The organism is Microbacterium halotolerans, assembly GCF_003569805.1.
Taxonomy (GTDB): Bacteria; Actinomycetota; Actinomycetes; order Actinomycetales; family Microbacteriaceae; genus Microbacterium; species Microbacterium halotolerans.
The window spans coordinates 1,433,813-1,460,792 of the sequence record NZ_KZ984051.1 but is presented as its reverse complement, the minus strand read 5'-3'; the positions used below and the strand labels follow the sequence as shown (position 1 = coordinate 1,460,792).

General features: G+C 65.2%; 28 protein-coding genes. 17 read left to right on the top strand and 11 right to left on the bottom strand.

Annotated elements, in window-relative coordinates; all coding sequences use genetic code 11:
• Positions 1-203: 203 nt before the first annotated feature.
• From DZG09_RS06625 to DZG09_RS06600, 6 genes are read left to right on the top strand one after another with little or no spacing between them, the layout of a single operon-like run.
• Positions 204-1,334: an ABC transporter substrate-binding protein gene (locus DZG09_RS06625; RefSeq protein WP_119696824.1), complete on the top strand. Its 1,131-nt coding sequence runs from the start codon at positions 204-206 to the stop codon at positions 1,332-1,334.
• Positions 1,331-2,212 carry an ABC transporter permease gene (locus DZG09_RS06620; protein WP_119697433.1) on the top strand — a complete coding sequence of 294 codons (882 nt, stop codon included), beginning with the start codon at positions 1,331-1,333 and terminating at the stop codon, positions 2,210-2,212. Before DZG09_RS06625 ends, DZG09_RS06620 begins: the two co-directional genes overlap by 4 nt.
• Entirely contained in the window at positions 2,200-3,081 is an 882-nt protein-coding gene (locus DZG09_RS06615; protein ID WP_119696823.1) for an ABC transporter permease, read from the top strand. Before DZG09_RS06620 ends, DZG09_RS06615 begins: the two co-directional genes overlap by 13 nt.
• Entirely contained in the window at positions 3,078-4,127 is a 1,050-nt protein-coding gene (locus tag DZG09_RS06610) for an ABC transporter ATP-binding protein (RefSeq protein WP_119696822.1), read from the top strand. Before DZG09_RS06615 ends, DZG09_RS06610 begins: the two co-directional genes overlap by 4 nt.
• On the top strand, positions 4,124-4,810 hold the full coding sequence (locus tag DZG09_RS06605) for an HAD family hydrolase (RefSeq protein WP_119696821.1): 687 nt from the start codon (positions 4,124-4,126) through the stop codon (positions 4,808-4,810). Before DZG09_RS06610 ends, DZG09_RS06605 begins: the two co-directional genes overlap by 4 nt.
• Complete coding sequence (locus DZG09_RS06600; protein ID WP_119696820.1) at positions 4,807-5,697, top strand: endonuclease/exonuclease/phosphatase family protein; 891 nt, start codon at positions 4,807-4,809, stop codon at positions 5,695-5,697. The genes DZG09_RS06605 and DZG09_RS06600 overlap by 4 nt, the downstream gene beginning before the upstream one ends.
• A gap of 162 nt (positions 5,698-5,859) precedes the next feature.
• Here DZG09_RS06600 and DZG09_RS06595 read toward each other — a convergent pair whose 3' ends face one another.
• Complete coding sequence (locus tag DZG09_RS06595; RefSeq protein ID WP_119696819.1) at positions 5,860-7,311, bottom strand: sulfatase family protein; 1,452 nt, start codon at positions 7,309-7,311, stop codon at positions 5,860-5,862.
• A 119-nt stretch (positions 7,312-7,430) separates the two neighbouring features.
• Entirely contained in the window at positions 7,431-8,420 is a 990-nt protein-coding gene (locus tag DZG09_RS06590; RefSeq protein WP_205529080.1) for a sugar-binding transcriptional regulator, read from the bottom strand.
• Between the two features lie 432 nt (positions 8,421-8,852).
• On the opposite strand from DZG09_RS06590, the gene DZG09_RS06585 reads away from it, so the two are divergent.
• The 5 genes from DZG09_RS06585 to DZG09_RS06565 all read left to right on the top strand — a co-directional run bounded on the left by DZG09_RS06585 (position 8,853) and on the right by DZG09_RS06565 (position 14,530).
• Entirely contained in the window at positions 8,853-9,485 is a 633-nt protein-coding gene (locus tag DZG09_RS06585) for an ABC transporter permease (protein ID WP_162893196.1), read from the top strand.
• A 92-nt stretch (positions 9,486-9,577) separates the two neighbouring features.
• Positions 9,578-10,309 (top strand): ABC transporter permease, encoded by a 732-nt coding sequence (locus tag DZG09_RS06580; RefSeq protein ID WP_240423858.1) that lies wholly within the window; start codon positions 9,578-9,580, stop codon positions 10,307-10,309.
• 45 nt (positions 10,310-10,354) lie between these two features.
• Positions 10,355-11,152 carry an ABC transporter ATP-binding protein gene (locus tag DZG09_RS06575; protein ID WP_119696815.1) on the top strand — a complete coding sequence of 266 codons (798 nt, stop codon included), beginning with the start codon at positions 10,355-10,357 and terminating at the stop codon, positions 11,150-11,152.
• 42 nt (positions 11,153-11,194) lie between these two features.
• Positions 11,195-12,241, top strand: a complete 1,047-nt coding sequence (locus tag DZG09_RS06570; RefSeq protein WP_119696814.1) for an ABC transporter substrate-binding protein — start codon at positions 11,195-11,197, stop codon at positions 12,239-12,241.
• Between the two features lie 24 nt (positions 12,242-12,265).
• Positions 12,266-14,530, top strand: coding sequence for a sulfatase-like hydrolase/transferase (locus tag DZG09_RS06565; protein WP_119696813.1), 2,265 nt, complete (start codon positions 12,266-12,268; stop codon positions 14,528-14,530).
• Positions 14,531-14,641: 111 nt separating this feature from the next.
• Here the strand turns inward: DZG09_RS06565 and rplL are convergent, their stop codons facing one another.
• The 6 genes from rplL to DZG09_RS06535 form a co-directional block, all read right to left on the bottom strand.
• Complete coding sequence (gene rplL, locus DZG09_RS06560) at positions 14,642-15,031, bottom strand: 50S ribosomal protein L7/L12 (protein WP_119696812.1); 390 nt, start codon at positions 15,029-15,031, stop codon at positions 14,642-14,644.
• 49 nt (positions 15,032-15,080) lie between these two features.
• Complete coding sequence (gene rplJ / locus DZG09_RS06555) at positions 15,081-15,596, bottom strand: 50S ribosomal protein L10 (RefSeq protein WP_119696811.1); 516 nt, start codon at positions 15,594-15,596, stop codon at positions 15,081-15,083.
• Positions 15,597-15,882: 286 nt separating this feature from the next.
• A complete protein-coding gene (locus tag DZG09_RS06550) occupies positions 15,883-16,458 on the bottom strand; it encodes a hypothetical protein (RefSeq protein ID WP_119696810.1) in 576 nt (191 codons plus the stop codon).
• A complete protein-coding gene (locus tag DZG09_RS06545; protein WP_119696809.1) occupies positions 16,455-17,087 on the bottom strand; it encodes a hypothetical protein in 633 nt (210 codons plus the stop codon). The genes DZG09_RS06550 and DZG09_RS06545 overlap by 4 nt, the downstream gene beginning before the upstream one ends.
• Positions 17,084-17,680 (bottom strand): signal peptidase I, encoded by a 597-nt coding sequence (locus tag DZG09_RS06540; protein ID WP_240423747.1) that lies wholly within the window; start codon positions 17,678-17,680, stop codon positions 17,084-17,086. Before DZG09_RS06540 ends, DZG09_RS06545 begins: the two co-directional genes overlap by 4 nt.
• On the bottom strand, positions 17,650-18,192 hold the full coding sequence (locus DZG09_RS06535; RefSeq protein ID WP_119696808.1) for a SipW-dependent-type signal peptide-containing protein: 543 nt from the start codon (positions 18,190-18,192) through the stop codon (positions 17,650-17,652). The genes DZG09_RS06540 and DZG09_RS06535 overlap by 31 nt, the downstream gene beginning before the upstream one ends.
• 388 nt (positions 18,193-18,580) lie before the next feature.
• On the opposite strand from DZG09_RS06535, the gene DZG09_RS06530 reads away from it, so the two are divergent.
• The 6 genes from DZG09_RS06530 to DZG09_RS06505 all read left to right on the top strand — a co-directional run bounded on the left by DZG09_RS06530 (position 18,581) and on the right by DZG09_RS06505 (position 25,345).
• Positions 18,581-19,264 (top strand): YqaJ viral recombinase family protein, encoded by a 684-nt coding sequence (locus DZG09_RS06530; RefSeq protein ID WP_119697431.1) that lies wholly within the window; start codon positions 18,581-18,583, stop codon positions 19,262-19,264.
• 333 nt (positions 19,265-19,597) lie between these two features.
• Entirely contained in the window at positions 19,598-21,322 is a 1,725-nt protein-coding gene (locus tag DZG09_RS06525) for an MDR family MFS transporter (RefSeq protein WP_162893194.1), read from the top strand.
• The gene (locus tag DZG09_RS06520; RefSeq protein ID WP_119696806.1) at positions 21,312-21,791 is read left to right on the top strand and encodes a MarR family winged helix-turn-helix transcriptional regulator; all 480 of its coding nucleotides are present in this window, start codon (positions 21,312-21,314) and stop codon (positions 21,789-21,791) included. Before DZG09_RS06525 ends, DZG09_RS06520 begins: the two co-directional genes overlap by 11 nt.
• 232 nt (positions 21,792-22,023) lie before the next feature.
• The gene (locus DZG09_RS06515) at positions 22,024-23,391 is read left to right on the top strand and encodes an ABC transporter substrate-binding protein (protein WP_119696805.1); all 1,368 of its coding nucleotides are present in this window, start codon (positions 22,024-22,026) and stop codon (positions 23,389-23,391) included.
• 65 nt (positions 23,392-23,456) lie between these two features.
• A complete protein-coding gene (locus tag DZG09_RS06510; RefSeq protein WP_119696804.1) occupies positions 23,457-24,434 on the top strand; it encodes a carbohydrate ABC transporter permease in 978 nt (325 codons plus the stop codon).
• A complete protein-coding gene (locus tag DZG09_RS06505) occupies positions 24,431-25,345 on the top strand; it encodes a carbohydrate ABC transporter permease (RefSeq protein ID WP_119696803.1) in 915 nt (304 codons plus the stop codon). Before DZG09_RS06510 ends, DZG09_RS06505 begins: the two co-directional genes overlap by 4 nt.
• A 66-nt stretch (positions 25,346-25,411) precedes the next feature.
• On the opposite strand, the gene rplA is transcribed toward DZG09_RS06505, so the two are convergent.
• The 3 genes from rplA to DZG09_RS06490 form a co-directional block, all read right to left on the bottom strand.
• Positions 25,412-26,107 carry a 50S ribosomal protein L1 gene (rplA, locus tag DZG09_RS06500; protein WP_205529131.1) on the bottom strand — a complete coding sequence of 232 codons (696 nt, stop codon included), beginning with the start codon at positions 26,105-26,107 and terminating at the stop codon, positions 25,412-25,414.
• Positions 26,108-26,118: 11 nt separating this feature from the next.
• Positions 26,119-26,550 (bottom strand): 50S ribosomal protein L11, encoded by a 432-nt coding sequence (gene rplK, locus DZG09_RS06495; RefSeq protein ID WP_119696801.1) that lies wholly within the window; start codon positions 26,548-26,550, stop codon positions 26,119-26,121.
• Positions 26,551-26,688: 138 nt separating this feature from the next.
• Positions 26,689-26,880, bottom strand: a complete 192-nt coding sequence (locus tag DZG09_RS06490; RefSeq protein WP_119696800.1) for a WCX domain-containing protein — start codon at positions 26,878-26,880, stop codon at positions 26,689-26,691.
• Positions 26,881-26,980 lie beyond the last annotated feature (100 nt).

Genomic DNA, 26,980 nt, shown 5'->3' with positions numbered 1-26,980 from the left:
GTTGTCGACCGATTCGGCCCCTCAGTCTATGCGTCGCGGCGCCCGCCATCCTGGCGCCTCTCCGCGTTCACCTGGCGTTCGATCTCCGCTCATCGATTCGACATGTTCACTAGTGATCTTTATGGTGAAGTCGTCAGCATCACTAGCGATGTGATCGCTCATCATCCTCTCTCCCCTTCAGGAAAGGCAGCGTCCAGAAGACCATGCGCACACGAGTCCTCGCCGCGGCCGGCGTCATCGCCGCAACCGCGTTCGCCCTCGCCGGATGCTCCGGCGACAGCTCCTCCGAAACCTCCGAGACCTGGCGCACCGCGACCAGCGTCGAAGACGGCGGCGGAATGGACAAGCTCATCGAAGACGCACAGGCCGAGGGCGCTTTCAACGCCATGGGCCTGTACGAGGACTGGGCCAACTACGGCGGCCTGCTCGACGCGTTCAGCGACGAGTACGGCATCGAGATCAACAACGACACGTCGACCGGTTCCAGCCAGGATCTCGTCAACGCCGTCGTCAACCGTCAGGGTCAGGACACCTCCCTCGACTACCTCGACACCGGCCTCAGCTACGCTGTGCAGGCCGATGCGGACGGACTGCTGGCCGAGTACCTGCCCGCGACGATCGACGACGTTCCCGAGCAGTACGTCGGTGAGAATGACACCTGGATCAACCAGTACGGCGGCACCATCGCGATGGCGTGCGACGCCTCGCGCATCGAGGTGTGCCCGACGTCTTTCCAGGATCTGCTCGATCCGCAGTACCAGGGGCAGGTGGCGCTGCCCGACAGCCCGGAGACGTCCGAGTCGTCGTTCATGATCGTGCACGCGGCGTCCCTCGCCAACGGAGGGTCGTTCGACGACATCGAGCCGGGCGTCGAGTTCTTCCGTGAGCTGAAGCAGAGCGGCAACTTCCTGCCGGTGCAGGGCAACGCCGGCACGATCGAGACGGGCGAGACGCCGATCCTGCTGGAGTGGACCTACACGCTGCAGCCCATCGCCGACCGGTTGGCCGACGAGGCGGACATCGAGCTCGAGGTGAACATCCCGACCGACGGCGTCGTGTCGTCCTTCTACACGGCGTCGCTCAACGACGACGCCCCGCACCCCGCGACGGCTCGTCTGTTCTATGAGTTCCTGTTCTCCGACGAGGGTCAGAACCTCCTGCTGGCCGGCGGCGTCTCCCCCGTGCGGCTCGACGCGATGATCGACGCCGGCACTGCGGACCAGGACGCCCTTGACGCCCTCCCCAGCGCTGAGCTCGGCGAGATGCCCTCGCTCGAGCAGCGCCAGGCCAACCAGCAGGTGATCGACGCCGAGTGGGCGTCGGCCATCCAGTGAGCATCGCCCGCACCGACCCGACTCGTCGAGCACGCCTCGGCGGGTCGGGCACGCCGGCCGTCGCCGCCCTCGCACCGATGGTCCTTCTCCTGGCTTGTTTCTTCCTCCTGCCCATCGTCGGCATGGCGCTGACCGCGTTCACCGTGTCCGATGAGACCGGCGGATCGCACCTCGGCCTGGAGAACTTCGCGAGCCTCGCCGACCGCGGCCAGGCCATTGCGAACTCCGTGAAGGTATCCGCCATCGGCGCCCTCGTCGGTGCCGCCATCGGCGCCGTCACCTCGTTCTGCATCGCTCAGATCCGCTCGAAGAAGCTCGACGCCGTCGTGGCCGTGCTGTCGTCCGTGCTCGCGAATGACGGTGGCGCCCCCCTCGCGTTCAGCTTCATCGTGACGCTCGGCAACACCGGATTCCTGTTCGCGCTGCTCGGACTGGACGCCATCGGCTTCTCGTTGTACAGCTGGCAGGGCCTGGTCGTGATGTACCAGTACTTCCTCGTGCCGACGATGATCATGGTCACGCTGCCCACCTTCGTCGGCCTCAGGCGCGAGTGGCACGAGGCGAACCGCAGCCTCGGCGGCTCCGCTTGGACGTTCTGGCGCCGCGTCGGGCTTCCCGTCGCCGCTCCCGCGCTCCTCGGCGGATGGGTGCTGCTGTTCGGCTCCGCGTACGCCACGCATGCTTCGGCCGCGGTTCTGATCGGCACCGGCGGCTTCCCGCTGGTCACACTCACCATCGCCTCCGAACTGCGATCCGGCGTCTCGTCGGGAGGCGAGGAGGCGGCCATGGCACTCGGCGTGACGATGGTCGCCATCGCGGTCGTCGTGCTGTTCCTGTTCAACCGACTGCAGAGGATGTCCGCGCGATGGATCAGCTGAACCGCCCCGCCCGCGCTCTGCGCTGGGCCCCGATCGTGGTCGTCGGCGCCTACCTGGCCATCCCGATCCTGTGCTCGATCGCCTTCGCCGCATTCCCCGGCGGGTCGTTCTCTCTCGAGTCGTTCAGCGTGCTCGGAAGCGATGCCAGTCTGTTCGACGCCGCTGTGCGGACTCTCACGATCGCGGTGCTCACGGTCGTCGTACTGCTGGCGACGCTCGTGCCAGCCGTCGTCGCCGTCCACCTGTGGGCACCGAAGCTGCGCCCTGTGCTCGAGATCCTGTGCACCCTCCCCCTCGTCGTTCCGTCGATCGCGCTCGCAGCCGGCGTGGTGTCGATTCTGCGCTGGGGCGCTTCGCAGGGCCGCGGCAGCATCCCGAATGAGATCAGCCAGACGCTGCAGAACCCCGATCTGCCGCTGATCCTCGTGGGCACCTACGTCGTGCTCTGCCTGCCGTTCACGTTCCGATCGATCGATGCCGGCCTGCGCACGATTCCCCTCAAGGCGATCGTCGAGGGGTCGACGGTCCTCGGATCATCGACGTGGGGCACCATCTGGCGCGTCGTGCTGCCGAACATCCGCGGGCCCGTGCAGTTCTCAGTGTTCTTCGGGACCGCGCTGTGCTTCGGAGAGTTCTCGATCGCGGCGACGCTCAGCCAGCAGACGGTGCCGGTGTGGCTGTTCACCGTGTCGAGCACCGACTTCCGCGCTTCCATCGCCGTCGCCGTGCTCCTCAACCTGACCACCTGGGCGCTCATGCTCCTCGCCACTTTCGCCGCCGGCCGGCTCGCTCCGGCCTCGAAGGTCGACGAGGACGACGCCCCTGTTCCGACCCCGAGCACCCCGTCCCGGAAGGTGACCGCATCATGACCGCCACAGACGACAACGAGGTCATCCTCGAGAAGGTGACCAAGCGCTTCGGCGACACGACCGTGCTGCGCGGCATGGACGTCCGGATCGCACCGGGCGAGCTGCTCAGCGTGCTCGGCCCGTCCGGATGCGGAAAGACGACCGCTCTGCGCATCCTGGCCGGTTTCGAGAAGCCGACGTCGGGCAGCATTCGCGTCGGCGGGCGCGACATCACGGCCCTCGCACCGAACCGACGCGACATCGGCATGGTGTTCCAGGCGTACAGCCTGTTCCCCAATCTCTCGGTGCGGCAGAACGTCGAGTACGGGCTCCGCATCCGTCGTGTGAAGTCGTCGGCACGGCACAGGCGTGCGGAGGAGCTGCTCGAGATGTGCGGCCTGGAGCACCTCGCCGCACGCTTCCCGCATCAGCTCTCCGGAGGACAGCAGCAGCGCGTCGCCCTCGCCAGGGCGCTCGCGGTCCGCCCCTCCGTGCTGCTGCTGGACGAGCCGCTCTCCGCACTCGACGCGATCGTGCGCTCGCAGATCCGCGACGAGATCCGACGTCTGCAGCAGCAGCTCGGCATCACCACCATGTTCGTCACCCACGACCAGGGCGAAGCACTGGCGATCGCCGATCGCGTCGCCGTGCTCAACGGCGGACGCATCGAGCAGATCGCCGCACCGCAGGACGTGTACCAGCGCCCCGCCACCGAGTTCGTCGCCCGCTTCGTCGGCACTGTCACAGAACTCGGCGTTCCCGACACCTTCGACGGCGGCGCCGTGCCGCTCGCACAGCCTGCACACGGGCTGGACACACTGTTCGTGCGTCCCGAGGACGTCGAACTGCACCCGGATGCTTCAGGCGATGCGACGGTCACGGAGCAGACCTATCTCGGTGAGCGGACCATCGTCCGCGCCGAGACGGCTGCGGGCATGCGCGTGACCGCGTCGGTGTCCGCCGCAGGAGCGGGCCTGGTCGCACCGGGAACGCGCGTGTCTGCCCGGGTGCTCGCCTCCGCTGCGCTGCGCGTGCCGCAGAGCACGAGCGAGAAGGTCGCCGCGTGACTGATCTCGTCGTCGCCGACGGGAGCGTCCAGATGACCGCGAGCGCGGCCGTATTCGACTGCGACGGCATCCTGGTCGACTCTGAATCGATCTGGCTGCAGCTGATCTCGGAGGTTCTCGCCCACGTCACGGACACCGACCCCGAGCAGTTCCACGGCCTCAGCGTGGACGATACCGCCACCGGCATCGCCGCGCTCACGGGTGCCGAGCCATCCGCCGTGCGCGCCGACCTCGTGCGGCGGTACTCAGCTCGGCTCACCCCCGGCGTAGCCCCGATGCCGGGGGCGATCGCACTCGTCACCCGTCTGGCCGCGGCCGTTCCGGTCGCCGTGGCGAGCAACGGCCTGCGCGCCGATGTGGAGATGATGCTCGATAGCATCGGGCTGCTGGACACGGTGCATGTCGTGCGGACGCTCAGCGACGTCGCCTCGGGAAAGCCGGCTCCCGACCTCTACCTCGACGCCGCGCGTCTGCTCGGCGTCGAGCCGGGCGGCACCATCGCCTTCGAGGACTCGCCTGCCGGGTCTCGAGCCGCTCGTGCAGCGGGGATGACAGTGATCGGCGTCAACGCCGACCCTGCCGTCACGCTCGACTGCGATGCGCGGTTCAGCTCTCTCACCGACATCGACGCACAGCTCGTTCCGACGCCGGAGCGGGAGAATCAGGAGACGGAAGCACCATGACGACTCCCCTTGACGCACACACCGACGCCGGATCGCTCCGTCTGATGACGTGGAACATCTGGTGCGGCGGACGCGAAGTCGACGACGCCGGCCAGAAGCAGCTCGAAGTGCTGGCCGACCAGGCCGCCGACGTGCTCTTCCTCCAGGAGGCATGGGAGCATTCGGCGGCCCCGCTGGCCGCGGAGCTCCGGATGGCCGTTGCGCAGCAGGGATTCGACAACGCCGTGCTGAGTCCGCACGCGATCCGGCTGATTCCGACCGACACCGATCCGTATGCGACCGCGGCAGTCATCCGGACACCGATCGGCGACGTGCTCACCTGGTCAGTGCACCTGTCGCCATGGGACTACGGGCCGTATCGGCACGGAGCCAGCGCAGGCGAGAAGAACGCCGTGTTCGCGGCGGAGCGGGAGATCCCCGGCGAGCAGGAACGGGAGCAGCAGATCCGCGCCGTACTCGCCTCGACCGATGGCATCCTCGCCGAGATCGGCGATATGCCCGTGATCATCGCGGGCGACTTCAACGTGCCGTCACCGCTGGACTGGGACGGCATGATCCGTCCTGCGGTCGATTGGCCGGCGACGCGGGCCCTGCTCGAGGCAGGCTATGCCGATGCGTTCCGTGCCGTGCATCCCGATCCGCCGGCCGCTCCCGGCCTCACCTGGGCGCAGATCCACACGCTCGAGGACGAGCCGCGCGACCGCATCGACTTCATCTCCGTGCGCGGTCTCACCGTCATCGCCGCTGACCACTACGGTTCGGCCATCGAACCCGACCAGGGTGTCGGGTTCACCGAGCACGGCGGCCGCAACGGCTACATCCCGGATCACGCAGGGAACGCCTTCCCGTCCGATCACTTGGCGGTGCGCGCAGTCGTCACGCGCTGAGAGGCTCCGCACGCAGGAAGTACGGGCGGGGCGACGCCCAGCACAGCACCTGCCCATGCGTGCACCAGGTCGCCGACGCCGCGGCGAGACTCAGCGGTGCGAGATAGACGCGGTGAACGCCGTCGCGTCTCGGCTGGATCGACCCGAGCGGCAGCCCACAGTTCACCCGTCTTGCGTGAGCATCTCCGGGACAGCCTGACTCGGATGAGGTGCATCACCGACCTCAGCCTGCGCACGCCAGAGCCTCACCTTCATCTCCTCGCGCGTGCGGCGGTACGCCGGATCGTTGTACACGTTCGACAGCTCCTCCGGGTCGTCGACGAGATCGTACAGCTCCCAGTCCGGTGCGTGAGTGGAGCCCTCATACGTCGTGACGTCAGCCCCCGGAACACCCATGCCGTCGTTGTAGAAGTAGATCAGCTTGTAGCGCTCGCTGCGGTAGCCGTAGTGCCCCGGTGCGTTGTGGAACCGATCGCCGTGTTCCCAGTACCTGTAGTACATGCCATCATTCGGCGGTGTCGCCTCGCCTGTTCCGCTGACGTCGTTCCAGAAGCTGCGCCCTTGGATGCCCTCGTACGGTTCCGCTCCTGCGGCATCGAGGATGGTCCTTGCCAAGTCCACGTTCGTCACGATGCCCGAGTGACGCTGGCCCGCGGGGACACTGTCAGGGCACGACAGCACGAATGGCATCCTCAGCGCCTCCTCGTACATGAACCGTTTGTCGAACCATCCGTGATCGCCGAGGAAGAACCCCTGATCCGATGTGTACATCGTGAGCGTGTGGTTGTAGCACTGACGCTCGCGCAACCAGTCGATCACGCGTCCGACGTTGTCGTCCACGGACGCGACACAGGCGAGGTAGTCCTCCATGTAGCGCTGATACTTCCAGAGCGACTCTTCCTCGTATGTGAGCCCTGAGGGAATCGGCTGCTTCAGATCAGCGGAGTTGAGGTGCTCTGCGATTCTCATCGCGGCACGACGCGCAGACGAGGAGCGCGTCGAGTAGTCGTCGAAGAACGTCCTGGGAACGGGGATGTCACGATACATACCCGCGTGACGCTCATCCGGCTCCCACGATCGGTGAGGAGCCTTGTGGTTGATCAGAAGACACCACGGCTGCTCATCATCGATGGATTCCAGCCAGTTCAGAGCGAGGTCGGTGATGATGTCGGTCACGTATCCGGGTTCGGTTCGGATGCCCTCCTCGGAGAGGAACTTCGGGTCGAAGTACTCGCCCTGCTCGATCAGCACGTCCCAGTAGTCGAAGCCCTGCGGATCGTGCCCGTCTCCATCACCGAGGTGCCACTTTCCGATGACTGCCGTGCGATACCCGGCTGCTTTGAGCTGACTCACGAATGTCGGCTGCGAGGCGTCGATCGGCGTATCGAGAGTGTAGACCCCGTTGAGGTGGCTGTACTTGCCGGTCAGGATGCTTGCCCGGCTCGGTGAGCACAGGGCGTTCGTCGCGAAACAGTTCTCAAGCACTGCGCCCTGCGCGGCGATCTCATCTATCCGCGGCGTGCGATTCACAACGGATCCGTACGCACCGACGGCATGGGAGGCATGATCGTCTGTGAGGAACAGGACGATGTTCGGACGGCGCTGTGCGGTCATGGCTCTGCCTTCTTCTCTGGGGCGACCGGAGCGCGCCCCGGGGGGGCGCACGCGGACGGCCGATCTGAATGCGTATGTACTTGTTCGGTCCGTTAAGTTCACATCTGAGCCGCGCGGCGTCATTCTGCGAGCTTCAGCACCGCTTGCGCCAATGGCTGATCCATGACCCAGGTCGTAGCGAATCCGGCGTGGATCGCACCGAGCGTCGCTTCGGCCCTATCCGCGCCATGACTGCTGCAGACGACCTCTCGCGTTCGCCGCAGCTGTTCGAATGAGATCGCAATCGTTCGGTTGTCGACGTGATGGTCCAGTGCATTCCCCGAAGCGTCGATGAGACGGCCGTTCACGTCGCCCACGGCGCCGCGTTCGCGTGCAGCCTGGCGCTCGCTCTCCGTCATCGAGTCATAGATCACCGACAGCGAAGGCCCCCAGCCTCCGATGGAGACGAACGCGACATCGAGTCGATCGAACTGAGCGACAGCGTTGGCGATGTCGAACTGCGTCAGCAGCGCCGTCGCCGCCTCGGCGCTGGGAACGAGAAACGGTGCATAGATCGGCAGGCTCTCCCCTCCAGCGTTCTCGGCCGCCCGCCGAACGAGCTCGACACTGCCGATGGTCTCCCCTTCCGGTGACATGTGACCCGCTAGCTGTACGAAAGTGCACGCAGGTGCATCGCGCATCTGTTCCACCATTGAACGCAGGGCACGACTCCAGCTGAGCCCGACGAGGCTCCCGGCTTCCACGGTCTCAGTCATCACGTCCGCGAGCACCCGTCCGATGTCCGTCAGAGGGACCGCCGTCGGGGAGGTCACGACGAGGGCACGACGTATGCCCAGACGACGCTGGAGCAATGCGCTCAGTTCGCGATCGATCGTTCCCGGGTCGTTGACCTCGATGCGCACCAATCCGGCAGAACGTGCAACCTGAAGCAGTCTCGCCACCTGGAATCGGCTGAGGCCGACTTCCTCCGCAATCGCGACCTTCGATCGGTCCTCGACGTAGTACTCGCGCGCCACATAGGCAGCGATTGCGAGCTCCTCGTCGGGCCCGTACTCACCGCCCTCGTAGATCTTGGGAACGCTTGGGGGACGACCTCGACGCGCCATCATCCTGTCCTCTCGTCGGACTCGCATTGGGGATCGCAACCACTCTGCCGTGGATACGGCCGTTGACTGTCTCAACTCGGCGATGTCATCACATTAAAACACATCTGAGCTTTAACTCACATCTTAATGCTCATCTGTTGACAAATTGAGAGTCTCGCCGTTCAATGAGTTCAAGGTCATTCCAAGCAGTCAAAGACGACGGGAGCTCTCTCGATGCCGACTCTGCCTCCACGCGCTCGCCCTGGCGAACGACCACGGGGCCATGCGGAATCCTTCTGGCGTCGCGAGCCGCGACGACGAACGGCTCTCCTGATATCCGTGGTCTCGGCCATAGCGGTCATCGCAATCTGGGCATGGGCCACCAGGCCAGGGGGGCCCATCGTTCCGCTCTTCCTTCCGCCTCCAACCGATGTCGTCGGCGCCGCGGTTCGCCTCGTGAGTGAGCCCTATCTGGGCGACACCCTGCTCGGCCACAGCTTGGCGAGCCTGACGACAGTGCTGATGGGGTGGTTCGCAGCAGGAGTCATCGGCCTCCCCCTCGGAATCTGGGTCGCGTGGTCCAAACACGCGCGCTGGACCGTCTACCCTGTCTTCCAACTGCTCAGGCCCATACCTCCGATCGCGTGGATCCCGCTCGCTCTGATGTGGTTCGGCATCGGTGACGTCTCTCGGGTGTTCGTCGTTTTCGTCGCCGCAATCGTGCCGTGGACACTGAACTCGATCCAGGCGGTCGAAGGCATCGATCCGATCCTGATTCGTGCCGCACGAGTTCTCGGGGCCGGCCAGACTCGAATTCTCGCGGGCGTCGTCGTTCCGACAGCCGTCCCCACTCTCCTCGCAGGTGCGCAGATCGCACTGGGCAACGCATGGACCACAGTCATCGCCGCAGAGCTGCTCGGCGCGTCGAACGGCCTCGGCTATATCGCGCTCAACTCATCGCGGACGCTCGACACCGACATCCTCCTCGTATCGATGCTCACGATCGGCGTGATCGGCGCCGCTCTGTCAGTGCTCGCACGCACCGCTGTGCGACTCGTCGGTCCCGGATCCGGAACGGCGATCTCATGACGAATCAGACCCGTGCACAGCTTCTGCCGACGAACGCAGTTCGCAAGGATCTCGCGCCCGTCGTGTGGACCACCGCAACGCTCCTGCTGTTGGTGCTCGTATGGTTCATCGCGACCGGCTTCCTCCACCTGATCCCTGAACGGGTGCTCCCCTCACCGGTCGCGGTGGCCCAGAGATTCCTCGAGCTGATCGCCGAGCCGTTCGCGGGGACAACCCTCTTCGGTCACGCGTTCGCCTCCCTGTCACGATGGATGCTCGGCGTGCTGAGCGCCGTGGTCATCGGTGTTCCGCTGGGATTCCTTCTTGCCTGGATTCCGGTGGTACGCGCGGTCGTCGCGCCCGCCTTCGAACTGCTGCGATACATACCGCCATTCGCCTGGATTCCTATTGCCGTGCTCTGGCTCGGCGCTAACACGTCCGCACAAGCCCTCGTCGTGTTCGTCGCGGCCTTCCCCGCCATTGTCATCAACAGCCGTCTCGGTGTGGCCCAGACGGATCCGTTGCTGCTGAAGGCTTCCCGCGTGCTCGGTGCGAGCTCCATGAGGACCCTCGTATCAGTTGTCGCCCCCGTCGCCGCGCCGGTGTCGTTCACGGGCATCCGCATCGGCTTCGGCAATGGCTGGATGGCACTTGTCGGCGCCGAACTGGTCGTGGGCAAGCAGGGCCTCGGCAACCTGATCCTTCAGGGGCAGGCGAATCTCTCGACTCCGACAATCGTGGTGGGCATGGTCAGCATCGCGCTGATCGCCACTCTCTTCGACGCGCTTCTCCAACGCGCTCAGCACATGCTGTTCCGCTGGTCCCCGCGCAAGAGCAGCCGCTGAAGTGCACACCGCCCCGTTCACACCGACCAAGAGTGAGGCCCTCCGATGGCACTGAAGACCGCACCGAAGATGCAGATCCGCAGCGTATCCAAACGGTTCCGCACGAGGAAGAGCGAAGTCGAAGCACTGACCGAGTGCGACTTATCGATCGAGGAGGGCGAGTTCGTCACGATCGTCGGACCCTCGGGCTGCGGTAAGTCCACGCTCATGATGATCGCCGCCGGTCTTGAGGAAGCCACCACCGGTGAGATCCTCGTGGACGGCGAACCCGCCGGCCTGCCGGGGCCCCAGAGAAGCGTCGTCTTCCAGCGATTCGCCCTCTTCCCGTCACAAACCGTCTTCAAGAACATCGAGTACGGACTGAGAGCGGCTGGCGTGTCACGACCGGAGCGCGAGCGACGGGTCGACGATCAGCTCGCCCTCATGGGTCTGAGGAAGTTTCGCGACGCGCATCCTCACGAGCTTTCGGGTGGTATGCAGCAACGTGTTGCAATCGCCCGCGCTCTCGTGATGCGACCGGAGATCCTGCTGATGGACGAACCATTCGGAGCTCTCGATGCTCAGACTCGCACCTTGCTGCAGGAGGAAGTGTCGCGGCTTCACCGGCAGGATCACTACACCGTCCTGTTCATCACACACAGCGTCGAAGAAGCCGTGTACCTCGCTGATCGCGTGCTCGTGATGAGTGCGCGCCCCGGGCGCATCAAGACGGACATAAGGATTCCAAGGGACGCCGACTGGCGGGCCGAAGACATTGAAGCAGCTATGGGCTATGCCGAATTCAGTGAGCTGCGGCAGAGAATCTGGTCCCTCGTCCGTGAAGAGATCGTGACCGACGACTGACCCTGACCTTCACATCCCCACCATATTCACAAAGGAGTGTTCATGTTATCTCGCAGAACGAGTGCTGCTGGGTTTCTCACCGCTGCAGCGGCCGCGTCGCTGATCACAGGGTGTTCGAGCGGCGGCGGCTCAACCGCAGATGCCGATGGAGTCACGCACATCACCGCGGCAAGCCAGAGCAACCCGACAGGATTCTCGCTGTGGCTGGCGGAGGAACTCGGCTACTTCGATGAAGCCGAGCTAGATGTCGAGATCCAGTACGCGGAGAACGGTGGCGCACTGCTTGCTTCCGGTGCTGCAGGCGATTGGCAAGCGGGATGGATCGGTGCGCCTCCGTTGCTCACCGGATACGACTCATGGGGCCTGCTGCCTACGGGGTCGATGCTCACAGAGAACAAGAACATCATCCTGTTCATGGACAACGACGTGCTGGACGGCTCATCACCCGCGGAGGCGCTTGCCAGCACGCCCGTCGGAGTCGTCGCCAACAGCGTCAGCGCGCAGCTCCTCTTCGCGTGTGCCGATTCTCTGGGCGTCGAGGCAAGCGACATAGAAACAGTTCCGTTGGATCCGGCCGCCATCGTCAACGGCATGCTCAACGACGACATCGATGCAGGCGTGGCTTTTGCCGCGGGCAACTGGCCGCTCGTCGAAGACCCCGACAAATATGCCCAGGTGTGCGACGGCGACAAGGCCGGCGCACAGCTCATCGATCCCTACATGATCACACCTGCATTCTGGTCGGAGAACCCCGACGCTGCGGCCGCCTACCTCGATGCGGTCTACCGGGCCAACGAGTACATCCTCGACACGCCGCAAGAGGAGGTCACGCCGCACCTGATGGACTTCCTCGATTCCATCGGCGCGGACTTTCCAGAGGAAGTGGCTGAGTATTCGTTGTCAGTCAAGAACTACTTCACCCTCGACGAGGCGCTGGAGCAGATGCGCAGCGGGGCATTCTCAGATGGGCTGACCGACACGGCCGAGTTCCTCGTCGATGCGGGCGTCTACGACGAGATGCCTGACATCGAGGCGATGACCGCAGAAGGCATCGATGTCCTGCAAGCCGCGGCCGACTACCGCAACTGACTGTTCGAGGAGGAAAGCGAACCGATGAGCACCACGTCCGCACTCGGCTCTCCGGAGCGATTCGAAGGCATGATCGGAACGACTCATCAGGACTCACGTCCGTGGTGGCCGCCAGAGGAGCGCGCGCCGGAGGGCAGCCCGAACGTGGTTGTGATTCTTCTCGATGACGTAGGATTCGCCAGTCTCGGATGCTATGGAAGTGAGATCGAAACTCCGAATCTGGATTCTCTGGCGAATCGGGGGCTCACGTACACCAACTTCCATACGACCGCTTTGTGTTCGCCGACGCGGGCCTCACTCCTCACTGGTCGAAACCATCATTCCGTCGGCATGTCCATCATCGCGAACGCGGACAGCGGGTATCCGTCGAAGCGCGGAGCGGTCACCGATCATGCCGGTACTCTCGCCGAGATGCTGCGCGAGGCAGGCTACTCGACCTACGCCGTCGGGAAGTGGCACCTGGCACCCGTCACACAGACATCTGCGGTAGGCCCCTTCGATCAGTGGCCGCTCGGTCGCGGCTTCGAGCACTTCTACGGCTTCCTCGATGCTCTCACCGATCAGTTCGAACCGGAACTGGTGAACGACAACCACCGGATTGATCCACCGCGCACGCCCGAAGAGGGATACACCCTGAACGAAGATCTGGTCGACCGCGCGATCGGGTACACCACCGACCACGTATCGCTGGCTCCGGACAAGCCGTTCTTCATGTATCTCGCCCCCGGTGCTACGCATTCCCCTCACCAGGCGCCGGACGAATGGCTGAAGAAGTATCGCGGCCGATACGACGACGGCTGGGACATCGCACGGGAACGTCGGTTGGCCGCCCAGAAGCAGCTCGGCATCGTCCCGCGCGACACGAAGCTCCCGGCGCGCAACCCCGGGGTGCCTGCCTGGGACGGACTCACAGACGAGGAGAAGCGACTCTTCGCTCGGTTCCAAGAGGCGTATGCTGCGTTCCTCGACCATACGGATCATGAGTTGGGCAGGCTGATGCGCCATATCGAAGAGATCGGGCAGCAGGAGAACACCATCTACTTCCTGATGTCCGACAACGGAGCCAGTCAAGAGGGCCAGCAATACGGCTCGACGAGCACAACGTTCTACGAGAACAATGACGCGGAGTCGCTCGAATTCAATCTCGAACGAATCGATCTCATCGGAACCCGACATGTGCGCAACAACTACCCGCTGGGGTGGGCCATGGCGGCGAACACGCCGTTGAAGCGATACAAGCAGAACACGCACGCCGGCGGGGTTCGCGACCCTCTTATCGTCGCACTGCCCAAACGCCACGGAGCCCATGGGCTGCGCACGCAGTTCCACCACGTGACGGATATCGTACCGACGATCCTCGACGTCGTCGGAATCGAACCGCCCGCACAGATCCGCGGCGTTGCACAGATGCCGATCCACGGCACGAGTATGGCCTATACCTTCGACAAGGACTGCGAGTCGCGCAAGAGCGCGCAGTACTTCGAGATGTTCGGCCACCGGGCGATCTGGAAAGACGGGTGGAAGGCTGTAGCGTATCATCCGCGCGGCGGGGACTATGCCGACGATCGATGGGAGCTCTATCACGTCGACGCTGACGTCGCCGAGGTTCGAGATCTTGCCGGAGAGATGCCGGAGAAGCTGAAGGAGCTCGAAGATCTTTGGTGGAGCGAGGCCCGCAAGTACGGCGTTCTTCCTCTCGATGACCGCGGCTTCGCCATGCGACGCGCTGAGTCACGACTGCTTCCCGGCGCTCCACGCGGACGCTCACACTACCGACTGTTCGGCGGTACCACCAAAGTGCCGATGGGGGCTTCGCCCTTCATCCTGGACAGATCGTACGGCATCAGTGCACGCGTCATAACCGGTCCCGATGATGAAGGGGTGCTCGTCGCCTGTGGCGGCGTGTGCGGCGGCTACACGTTCTATCTCATGGATGGTCGGCTGCGACATCAGTACAACTACTACGAGCAGCAGTACACACTCGAGAGCCCGCTGATCCTCTCGCGAGGTGAGCATGTGTTCCGCTACGAGTTCGCCAAGACAGGTGAGCTGTGCGGAACGGCTCGCATGCTGGTGGACGGCAGAGTCGTCGACTCCAAGGACATCGATGCCACATCGCGATACTTCATGGACTGGGAGGGGCTCGATGTCGGACGCGATGGCCTGTCGCCAGTCTCTCCTGACTACGCCGACAGGAGACCTTTCGCATTCACCGGTGAGATAAAGTCGATCGACTTCGATCTCGGTGACGATCTCGACGGTCCAGCCGACTATGAGCCTATGGACTGAGTACTCTCTCCTCTACGTCGTCTTTGTTCAAGCCAGGAGGCTCCGCACGCAGAACGAACCCCCGAGGCCGCAGCCTCAGGGGTTCGTTGCAGAGTGTCGCGGAGACGGGTCTTACTTGAGACCCACCGTTGCGCCGGCCTCCTCGAGCTTCGCCTTGGCGGCCTCAGCGGCCTCCTTCGGCGCAGCCTCGAGAACTGCCTTCGGCGCGCCGTCGACGAGCGCCTTCGCGTCACCCAGGCCGAGCGAGGTCAGCTCGCGGACAGCCTTGATGACCTGGATCTTCTTGTCGCCGGCACCCTCGAGGATGACGTCGAACTCGGACTGCTCCTCCTCGGCCGGGGCGTCGCCACCGGCAGCCGGGGCGCCGGCAACGGCGACGGCGGCCGGAGCCGCGGCGGTGACGTCGAACTTCTCCTCGAACGCCTTAACGAACTCGCTGAGCTCGATGAGCGTGAGCTCCTCGAACGCACTGAGCAGCTCTTCGGTGCTGAGCTTCGCCATGATTTATCTCCTGTGTATCTGGGGTTGTGTGGATGCTTGTCCGCCCGCTCTACGCGGCGGTGTCCTGCTTCTCGCGCAGCGCCTCGACCGTGCGCACCGTCTTGGACGGCAGCGCCTGGAAGACCGCGGCAGCCTTCGACATAGAAGCCTTCATCATGCCTGCGACCTTCGACAGGAGAACCTCACGGCTCTCCAGGTCGGCGAGCTTGTTGACTTCGTCCGAGCTGAGAGCGGCACCGTCGAAGTAGCCGCCCTTGATGACGAGAAGAGGGTGTGCCTTGGCGAAGGCACGCAGACCCTTGGCCACGGCGACGGGGTCACCGTGGACGAAGGCGATGGCCGACGGACCGTTGAGGTCGACGTCCAGCTCCGAGATCCCCGCGTTGTTCGCGGCGATCTTGGTCAGCGTGTTCTTCACCACGGCGTATTCCGCGTCCTGACGAATGCTGTCGCGGAGCTCCTTGAGCTCGGCGACCGTCAGCCCGCGGTACTCGGTAAGCACGACGGCGGTCGAGTCTTCGAAGTTCTTCTGAAGCTCGGCAACCGTTGCGTCCTTGTGCGCCATGGCCACTCCTAGATCTGTACGAGACGCTCCGCGGAGGCGGAGCGTCGACCGAGACCGTCGCACGCAGAGAAAAAGCTCCGGCGCAAGCGCACGGAGCGGAACCTGGAAAATCAGGAGAATCGTTCGTGACACCTGCGCGGGCCCCTGCTGAGCAGTGCTTCGATCGCTGCACGGTTTCCCGCGCCGCGACGACCGGCGGTCTTCGGCTTAGTGAAGTTTACGGCACGGCGCGCGATCTTGCCAAATCCGCTCGCGCATCACGACGGCGACATCCGGACCGACGGATTCAACTCGGGACGGTGCGAATGGTGCACTGGGGATTGAGACCTGCCAATCCCATCGATGCGTCTGCGACGAACCAGTCCGACACCCAGTCCCCCGGACCCGTGAGCCGGATGCCGAACGATTTGCTTCCCCCGAGCAGCCCCGTCAGAAGTCCGCTGTTCACCACGGTCACGTAGCCCTCGGGCGTACCGGAGGTGGTCGTGTTCCCGAGCAGCCCACCGAGAAGAGGCTCGAGGATCCCTCCCGTGATGATCTGCCCGAACTCGGCATCCTCTGATGTGTACCCGTCCCCCTCAGGAGGGATTCGCCAGTAGATCGTCACCGACGGATTCAGGCCCAGTGCCCCTCCGGATGCAACGCATCCAGGCGACTGCGATGCAATCGGGGTCGGCACCGAGTCCGCGGTGAACTCGGCCGCTCCAACCTCTGCATCCGCCCACCCTGCCTCGGTCTCCTGCGCTGTCGGCGCAGACACCGCGACGACGAGCAGCGCGATTCCCGCGATACCCGCCGACAGCCGCGGCGACAGACCGTCCGCACGGGAAGTCCGCCGGCTGTTGCGCGACGCGACCTTCATGTCCCGGCTCCGTCGTCTCGTCGACGAGCCCGCGCGATCAGCAGCGCGGCACCGCCGGCGAGCAGTAATGATCCCCCAGCCAGAATCCAGGGAACGACGGCAGGCGGACCGGTCGGCGGCAGCGGGTCGCCTGACCACGCGTCGATTTCCTCTCCTGCGCCGACTACCTGAACCCGCAGCCGCGTCGCGTCTGCGTCGGCACCCGAGGCGACTGCGACCAGCAGCCGCAGGTGCGTCACCTCGGCGGAATCCACCTCGTCCAGCACCGCCGACTCGTCCTCGCGCGGCAGCTCCCACCCGGTACGCAGATGCACAGCTCCGCTCGGGCAGTCTCCCCCCTGCCACGGAACGCCGCACGAGGCCGCGTCGACGACCAGCGGGGTCTCGCCCGTGGCGCTCATCGCGATGGTGAGAGTGCCGGGCTCCGGTGCGTCCGCGCTGATCTCGATATCCCACCTCACCGGCTCCCCCGGCACCATGCCGATCGCCTGATCCCAGTCGGCCACGGAGACCAAGCGCACGTACTTCCCCTGGAGCACTTCGACAGTCGGTTCGGCTGCCGCGGGGGCTCCGAACGCGAGCACGCTGAGAATCCCGCCCGCGGCGGCTGCGGCGGCCCCGTGCCTCACTCTGCTTCTCCCTGTTTCCGGTCGCGCGGCCAGAACGCCCAGACCACGAGCAGTGCGGCGGCGACGGTGATGCCGCCGAGCACGAACGGATCACGCAGCACCACGATCGCCGGAGCGACGCCCGGAACCGCGAACAGCACGGTGCGAACCGTGGTCACCTCATACGGATACGGATCATCGACGTCGTTCGCATCACCGCGCATCGTGATCACGCGGGCATCATCGCTCGCGCCGTCATCGACAGAGGTGACCCTGTGGGTGACGGGCAGATCATCCGGACGATCGACAGTGACGACGTCGCCCACCTCGATCTCGGAGGCCGCCATCTCCTGCACTACGGCGACGGAGCCTGCGGGAATCGTCGGCGACATCGAACCGGTGCGGAACATGATCAGCGTGATGTTCGCCGTCACCGCGAGGATCACGAGGATGATGCACACCAGGCCGGCCGCCCCGGCCATCCAGAGCAGCACTTCCCCGACGATCCCGCCGAAGCGCCCGCCCCGACGCGTCGGCCGCGAGGCGGTTTCTGACGGGTCGCCGGAGTCGCCTCGTCGGCGCTCTACTGAACCGACTCCGCGTTCCACTGCCACAGCACGCTTCCAGCATCCCCCTGCTCGAGCGCGTCCTCGGCAGTCACCTCGAGGCACAGATATACATCCGTGCCCTGGTCGATCGTGGCGGGCACCGCGCTCCCACCGGCGAACGCGGTCTCGTCGCAGCCGAAAGCCGTCGTGGCGACGGCGCCGAAGCTCAGCTTCCCGGCCGCGGCGAAGTCGCCGCCGCCCACCGGGGTCACAGCCTCGAGTGCGGCATCGTACGTACCCGTCACTCGGAGCGCGTACGCCTCATACACGGTGTCACCCGGTGCGAGGTTGTCGGCACCGGTTTCGAAGGTGAGCGCCGCGGCGCCGCCTTCGGATGTGTGATCTTCGAAGGTCACGTTGTCGGTCGAACCCTGGAACACGAACGTGCCGGCCGCGAAGTCACCCGTGGCGAACTCCGAGTCGTTCCATGCGGCCAGAGTCACCGCCGTGCCGACGCCGAGCACGAGCCCGCCTGCGAGTACAGCCAGTACCTTGCGTCGATCTGTTGTCTTGACCATGCGTCCCCCTTGAGGCTCGGGCAATGCGCAGGAATGCCGCATCGTCAGACCGATATCATCGGCACTTCGGTATATTATGCGCCGGATCAGCCGCCTGCGCAACCGAACGCGCTGCACATCCGTCCGTCCGGTGCCGCCATCGGCCGCGTTCGCTGTCGAACGACACCGGCTGGGCACCTGCCGCAGTGCCCTCGCCTCGGACGGCTGCTGGGCATCGTGGTGCACGTCAGCAAGAAACCGCACCTCCTTTCTGCCGTCGATGACGCCGATCAGCCGCCCGCTGATCGGAGGATTCAGGGACGCGACCGCGAAGATCGAGCAGATGTTCCGCTCGATCGACGGTGCGTCGACCCCGGCGCCGCCTGACCCCCGGCGTAGGCTGAAGCGCGTGTCACCAGAACTGCAGGCCCGAATCGTCGCGGACTCCCGCGACCGGGTCGGGTGGCTGAGGGCCAGAGCCGCAGGCATCACGGCAACAGATGTGGCGCAGCTGTCGACCGACGCGTCGATCCAGCGCGCCGCAGCCTCCAAGCTCGGCGGCGGACCGCGCTTCTCCGGCAACGCGTTCACCGAGCACGGTCGCAGGCGTGAGCCCGAGATCGCGGCGTGGGTCGCTGCGACGCACGGCATCCTGCCCTCATCCGCCCTCTTCCACGCCGAGTCGGAGCGGCGGCACCTGGCGACGCCGGACGGCATCGCCGAGGATTCCAGCGGACGCATTCTGCTCTCCGAGATCAAGACGACGAACAAGCCCTTCCGCAGTGTGCCCCGCACCTACCTGCGGCAGGTCTGGTGGCAGCAGCACGTACTGGGCGCCGAGCGCACGCTGTTCGCGTGGGAGCAGCACCGCGACTTCCAGCCTCTGCACGACGAACCCACGTGCCTGTGGATCGACCGGGACGATGATGAGATCACCCGTCTCCTACGGCTCGCAACAGCGCTGATCGACGAGCTGTACCGCCGCACGACCGGCAACGACGTGCCGACGAACCGTGCACTCACCCCTCGCGAGGAGGCGCTTCACCGCGCCGCATCCCGCTCGGCCCATCAGGCGCTGGCACTCACCGACTGAGCCACGGCACTTCGCCACTGAGGCGCGGCATCTCACCGAGGCGCGGCATCTCACCGAGGCGCCAGGTCGGCACAGCCGTCGCCCTGCGCGCCGCGGGCGCAGGCGTCGACCGCAGAAGCTAGGACTTCGCGCAGTTCTTAGGGGCGCAGCACCGAGTCCCTCCGAGGTTCTGCGCATTCTCCGCGATCGTCCCGCGCCCCACCGCGCTCGTCTGCCGCGCACTCACGCTAATTAGTTGCACTACGTCAACCATTTGCATATAGTTGACCTACTTCAACCTTTCATGGCGCCTTCTTCGCGACCATGTCACTCGCCCTTCCTGAAGGAGACCAGTTGTCCACGACTGAAGAGAAGAGGGCCACTCGACTCAAGCTCGAGGCACTCTCCGGCCTGTTGCTGGCCATGTTCTGCTCGATGCTGTCGATGACGGTCGTCGGCTCCTCGATGCCGATCATCGTCGACGATCTCGGCGGCACCCAGACGCAGTACACCTGGGTCATCACCATGACGCTGCTGACGACGGCGATCTCCACCCCGATCTGGGGAAAGCTCGCCGACCTCGTCAACCGCAAGGTTCTGATGCTCGTCGCGCTCGTCATCTTCGTGCTCGCGTCGGCCGGCGCAGGTGCATCGCAGACGGCCGAGATGCTCATCTTCTTCCGAGCTCTGCAAGGCATCGGCGGCGGCGGGCTCCAGTCACTCAGTCAGGTGCTGATGGCCGATGTGCTGAGCCCGCGCGAGCGCGGCAAGTACATGGGCCTGTTCGCCGGCGTGATGTCGATCGGCCTTGTGGGCGGCCCGCTTCTCGGCGGTGTGCTCACCGACTCGGTCGGCTGGCACTGGAACTTCTACGTCGGCATCCCACTCGGCATCGCGGCATTCATCGTGCTGACCAAGACGCTCAGGATCCAGCAGGCGAAGCCCGCGAAGATCCGGATCGACTACGTCGGCATCGTGCTCCTGTCCGTCGCCGCCGGTTTCCTGCTCGTGTGGATCTCGAACGTGCAGTCCTACGGCTGGGTCAGCTGGGAGACGCTGTACATGGTCGGCGTCTCCGTCGTCGCCACCATCGTGTTCATCATCGTCGAGATCAGGGTCGCCGAACCGCTGATCCCGATGCACCTGTTCCGCAACAGGACCTTCACGCTGGCCGTGCTCGCATCCATCTCGATCGGTGTGTCGATGTTCGGCACCTCCGTCTACCTCGCGCAGTACATGCAGGTCTCGCGCGGGTTCGGCCCGACCGAGGCCGGGCTGATGACCATCCCGATGGCCGCCGGGATGATGGGCTCATCCGTGGTCATCGGTCAGCTCGTCTCGCGCACGGGCAGGTGGAAGCGCTACGTCGTGCTCGGCGGCGCGCTGATGATCGCCGGCACGTCACTGCTGTCGACGCTGCAATACGACACTCCGCTGTGGATGGCGGGGGTGTTCATGTTCCTGCTCGGCGCAGGCACGGGCATGACGATGCAGAACCTCGTGCTGGTCGTGCAGAATGCCTCGGATCCGCGCGAGATCGGCGTCGCCTCATCCGGTGTGAACTTCTTCCGCTCCGTGGGCGGCACCACGGGTGTGGCCGTGATGGGCTCGGTTCTCGCAGCGAGCATGACGCAGCGGCTCGAAGACCGTGCGGCGGACGTCAAGGCCGCGATGATGGAGCTCGGTCCGCAGGGCGCCGAGATCGCTGACAAGCTCGCGGGCGGCAGCCTGCCGCCGACCCGTGAACTGCCGGAACCGATCGCCGTGATCATCGAGCAGGTCTCCGCAGTCGCGATCTCGCACGCGTTCCTCGTAGGAGTCCCACTCGCTGTGCTGAGCCTCATCGCGATCTGCTTCCTGCCGAACCGGGCGCTCAATCAGAAGAACACGCAGGAGCAGCTGATAGACGGTGCAGCAGAGGAGGCGGGCGAACAGTCTGCGCCCGACGACGATGCGTGGAGCGAGGCGGATCGCGAGCACCTCGGCCTGAGCGAGGCCCGCGACGTCGCATTCGCGTCGACCGGAGCCATTAGACTTCCCGCGCACCCCACGAAGAAGGACGACGACGATGACCGCTGATCCTCTCGCCACCTCCGTCGGTGAGCGCGACGAGGCCATCCGAATGGTCGAGGGCGAGTTCATGAACATGGTCGGTCGGCTCCGCCGCCTGATCGCGCGGCGAGCCGACAGGCTCTCCCCTGGCCTGCTGCCAGGCGGGTTCAAGGTCTTCACGATGATCGCACTCGACGGACCACTCACCGCGTCGGCAGTCGGCGAGCAGCTGCTGCTCGACAAGAGTCAGATGAGCCGGATGGTCTCGACGCTCGAGGAACGGAATCTCGTGGTGCGCACGCCGGACCCGAACGACCGACGCGCCCAGCTGCTCGAGGCCACACCGGAGGCGAAGGCGCGGCTCGACGAGATCCACGGGGACCCATCGGAACGCAGCCTGAAGCACAAGCTCAGCCACTGGAACGTCGACGACATCCAGCGGCTGGCCGACCTGCTCCACGCGCTCAACGAGGATGAGGACGCCGCAGAGGACTGACACCCTCCGGAACCGCCGAATCCGGCCCTCCGGAACGGCACAGCATCCGTCTCTGTCCGATGCCCTCAGCGGGTGCTCGCTTCCCGTCGTTTGCGTGCCCTATGCTGGGAGCGCTCCCACGGTTGCAATGAAGACGTTATCGACGAGCGCACCTGTTTCACGTTCCGAAGCGGTTGTATGGCTCATGGGGGTGTGAGCGCCCGATCATCAACAGTCAGAGAGGACGTTGAGCATGAGGACACGCAACATTCGGCAATGGGGTACCGGAGTCGCCGGAGGACTCGTCGCCGTGCTGGCGCTGGCGGGGTGCGCCGGCGACGATCTCGGCGGCGGCTCCACCGGCGGCGGGGAGACCGACGCGGACTGCAGCGCATTCGAGCAGTACGGCTCGTTCGACGGCGACCGGGTGACGATGTCGTCGACGATCTCGGACCAGGAAGCCGACCAGCTCGAGGAGTCATGGGCCGACTTCGTCGCCTGCACGGGCATCACGATCGAGCACAACGGCACGAACGAGTTCGAGTCGCAGATCTTCGTGCAGGTCGAGGGCGGCAACGCTCCCGACCTCGCGATCTTCCCACAGCCCGGCCTGATGCAGCGCATGCACGACGGCGGGCACCTCGTGCCTGCCGGTGACGACGTGGTCGCAGCGGCGAACGAGAACTACACGGAGGATTGGCTGAGCTACGGCGAGCTCGACGGCGCTCAGTACGGAGTGCCGGTCATGGGCTCCGTGAAATCGTTCGTCTGGTATTCGCCGAGCGCTTTCGAGGAGAGCGGCTACGAGGTTCCCGAGACCTGGGACGAGATGATGGATCTCAGCGACCAGATCCTCGCCGACCACGGCAGCGACACGGTGAAGCCCTGGTGCTTCGGCATCGAGTCGGGCGGTGCCACCGGATGGCCGGCGACCGACTTCGTCGAAGACATGGTGCTGCGCGAAGCGGGCCCCGACGTCTACGACCAGTGGGTGAACCACGAGATTCCGTTCGACGACCCGCAGATCGTCGCATCGCTCGACCGGGCAGGCGACATCCTCCAGAACGAGGACTATGTCAACGGCGGCATCGGCGACACCCGTTCGATCGCGTCGACGCCGTGGTCCGACGCCGGTCTGCAGATCCTTGAGGACAACTGCTACATGTTCCGCGCCGCGTCGTTCTTCGAAGCGCAGCTGCCGGAGGGCACGGACGTCGGCCCCGACGGCGACATCTTCGCGTTCTATCTGCCCGCTGACACCGCAGACGACCAGCCGCTGCTGGTGGCGGGCGACTACGTTGCCGCGTTCAACGACAACGAGGCGACGCAGGCCGTGCAGGCATACCTGGCCTCGCCGGAATGGGCGAACGAGCGCGTATCGATCGGCGGCGTCGTGAGCCCGAACCAGGGCGTCGACCCCGCGAACGCGTCGTCCGACGTGCTGCGGCTCACGCTCGAGCTGATGCAGGACGAAGACGCCGTCGCGCGCTTCGACGGCTCAGACCTGATGCCGTCCGAGGTGGGTGCAGGCACGTTCTGGTCTGAGATGACGGCGTGGATCGACGGCCAGAAGGACGGCGAAGCCGCCCTCGCGGCGATCGAGAGCAGCTGGCCCGAGTGACGCTCGTGCGGGTCGGGGCGGCCTGAGCTGCCCCGACCCGCTTTCGCCCATTCTGGAGGTGTCACGTGGGTTTCTTTCTCTATTCGAAGAACGGCCAGCTGGTCCTCGCGGTCCTGGTCTTCCTGGCGATCCTTGCGCTTCTGCTCCTCATCGCGCGGGCCGCCGATAATGTGAAGGGCAGGAAGCAGACCTTCGTGATGGTCGCCGTGTTCGGCGGCCCCGCATTGCTGCTGCTCCTGCTCGGACAGGTCTACCCGGCGCTCCGCACGATGTGGATGTCGCTGATGGACAAGCGCACCGAGAACTTCGTCGGCCTCGACAACTACGGCTACCTGTTCCAAGACGGCCTGACGGCATTCGGGAACACGATGCTGTGGGTGGTGATGGTGCCGCTCGGCTCGACGCTGATCGGTCTCGTCTACGCGGTTCTCATTGACAAGTCGCGCTTCGAGAAGGTCGCGAAGTCGATGCTGTTCCTGCCGATGGCGATCTCGTTCGTCGGCGCCGGCATCATCTGGAAGTTCGTCTACGAGTACCGCGGAACGGCTCAGGAGCAGATCGGTCTGCTGAACGCGGTGATCACGTGGCTCGGTTTCGAGCCCGTGCGCTTCCTGCAGGATTCGCCGCTGAACACGATCTTCCTGATCGCGGTGATGGTGTGGATCCAGGCAGGGTTCGCGATGGTGGTGCTCTCGGCAGCGATCAAAGCCGTGCCGAGCGACATCATCGAGGCAGCCAAGCTCGACGGTGCGAACGCGTGGCAGCTGTTCAGCCGGGTGACGGTGCCCAGCATCCGTCCCTCGCTGATCGTCGTGCTCACGACCATCTGCATCGCGACGCTGAAGGTCTTCGACATCACGCTCACCATGACCGGCGCAGAGTTCAACACGCAGGTGCTGGCGAACGAGATGTACGACTGGTCGTTCACATTCGGTGACAACGGCATCGGATCAGCGATGGCCGTGGTGATCTTCGTGCTCGTGATCCCGCTGGTGATCTACAACGTGCGGCAGATGAACAAGAACAAGGCGGTGCGCGGATGAGCACGCAGACTCTCACGTCGGTGAACCCCACGAAGCGTCCGAGCAGCGCGGCCGGGTCGTTCAGACGGCTCGTCAGCAACCGGATCGGGAGCGCCGTCGCGCTCGTGATCGCGGTGCTCTGGACGGTGCCGACCTTCGGCCTGTTCGTCTCGTCGTTCCGACCGGAGGCCGAGATCAAGAGCAGCGGGTGGTGGACGATCTTCACCGATCCGCAGTTCACCCTCGACAACTACGAGCAGATTCTGGGAGGCGCCACGTCGACGAACCTGGCTGCGTACTTCCAGAACTCCGTCGTCATCGCCGTGCCTGCGACACTGGCCCCTCTGATTCTCGCGATCATGGCGTCGTACGCGTTCTCGGTGCTGGAGTGGAAGGGCCGTGACATCGTGTTCGTCGTGGTCTTCGCCCTGCAGATCGTTCCCCTGCAGATGGCGCTGATCCCGCTGCTGCGCGTCTTCTCGGGCACCGCGATCGCCGATGTGTTCCCGTTCCTGTCGCTGTGGGTGGCGCATACGATCTTCGGGCTGCCGCTGGCCATCTTCCTGCTGCACAACTTCATGTCAGAAGTGCCGCGGGATCTCATCGAGGCGGCTCGGATCGACGGCGCGGGGCACGTCTCGGTGTTCCTGCGGGTGATGCTGCCGCTGATGCTGCCTGCGATCGCGAGCTACGCGATCTTCCAGTTCCTCTGGGTGTGGAACGACCTGCTCGTGGGTCTGACCTTCTCCGGCGGGTCGCGGACGGTGCAGCCGCTCACGGCCGCGCTGGCTGCGATGACGGGCGATCGGGGTCAGGACTGGCACCTGCTCACGGCGGGGGCGTTCGTCTCGATCATCCTGCCGCTGATCGTCTTCTTCGCTCTGCAGCGGTTCTTCGTACGGGGACTGCTGGCGGGTTCGGTCAAGGGCTGAGACGAGAATCGGGGCCCCGCACCGTACGGGGCGGGGCCCCGATTCCTCAGGCGCTGCGGATGTTCCTCAGACGGCGAGGCCGTTGACGTCCATCGGGATGCCCGGGCCGAACGTGGTCGACACCGTGCCCTTCTGCACGTAGCGGCCCTTCGAGCTCGACGGCTTGAGGCGAACGATCTCGTCCAGGGCTGCCTGGATGTTCTCGTTCAGCTGTTCTGCGCCGAAGGACGCCTTGCCCACGATGAAGTGGACGTTGGCGTGCTTGTCGACGCGGAAGTCGATCTTTCCGCCCTTGATGTCCTCGACGGCCTTGGCCGGGTTCGGGGTGACCGTGCCGGTCTTCGGGTTCGGCATCAGACCGCGCGGACCGAGGACCTTACCGAGACGACCGACCTGGCCCATCAGCTCCGGCACGGCGACCGCCGCATCGAAGTCGGTCCAGCCGGCGGCGACCTTCGCGATGAGCTCGGCGCTGCCGACCTCGTCGGCGCCTGCCGCTGCGGCGGCCTCTGCCGCGTCACCGTTCGCGAAGACGATGACCTTCGCGGTCTTTCCCGTGCCGTGCGGCAGCATGACGGTGCCGCGCACCATCTGGTCTGCCTTGCGGGGGTCGACCGAGAGCTTCAGCGCGACCTCAACGGTCGAGTCGAACTTCGTCGAACCCGTCTCCTTCGCGAGAGCGACTGCCTCGCTCGGCGTGTAGAACTTGCCGGCCTCGATCTTCGAGGCGGCGGCAGCGTAAGCCTTGGACTTCGCCATGATTTCTCTCCCCCTCAGTCCTCGACCGTGATGCCCATGGAACGGGCGGTGCCTGCGATGATCTTCGACGCGGCGTCGATGTCGTTGGCGTTCAGATCAGGCTGCTTCGTCGTGGCGATCTCCTCGACCTGTGCCTTCGTGATCTTGCCGACCTTGACGGTGTGCGGCGTGCCGGAGCCGCTCTTCACACCTGCGGCCTTCTTGATGAGCTCTGCCGCCGGGGGCGTCTTGAGGATGAACGTGAAGCTGCGGTCCTCGTAGACGGTGATCTCCACCGGGACGACATTGCCGCGCTGCTGCTCAGTCGCGGCGTTGTACGCCTTGCAGAACTCCATGATGTTGACGCCGTGCTGACCCAGTGCGGGGCCGATCGGCGGCGCCGGGTTGGCCTGGCCGGCCTGGATCTGGAGCTTGATCAGCCCCGAGACCTTCTTCTTCGGTGCCATTACCTTTCCTTTCCTCGAGCGGATGCCTCAGGCATCCCTCTCCCGCGGATCCGGCACTTCCGGACCGCGGTGACGTTCGTGCGCGCCGAAGCGCCGCACAAACCATGCAAGTCTACCCGATCCGCGAGGTTCGCCGCATCACGCGTCGCGGTACTGCTCGACGAGGCGCTCCCCCAGCTTCCGCAGCCGGGCGCGCACCTGGATGGGTTCGATGACCTCGGCGACGCTGGACCACGCCGCCAGCTGCTCTGCGAGCGCCTCGACTCGATGCGCGCGCACCTCGACGACCGGATGCGCGAGCTGCACCCCCTCCTCAGCGGCTGCGATCATCCGGGCCTCGTTCGACCGGCTCATCGCGCTCGGCTCGAAGGAGTTCGACCCCGTGACCCAGCGCGGCGAAGGCTGGTGGTCGGCCTCGGTGAGCGACCCG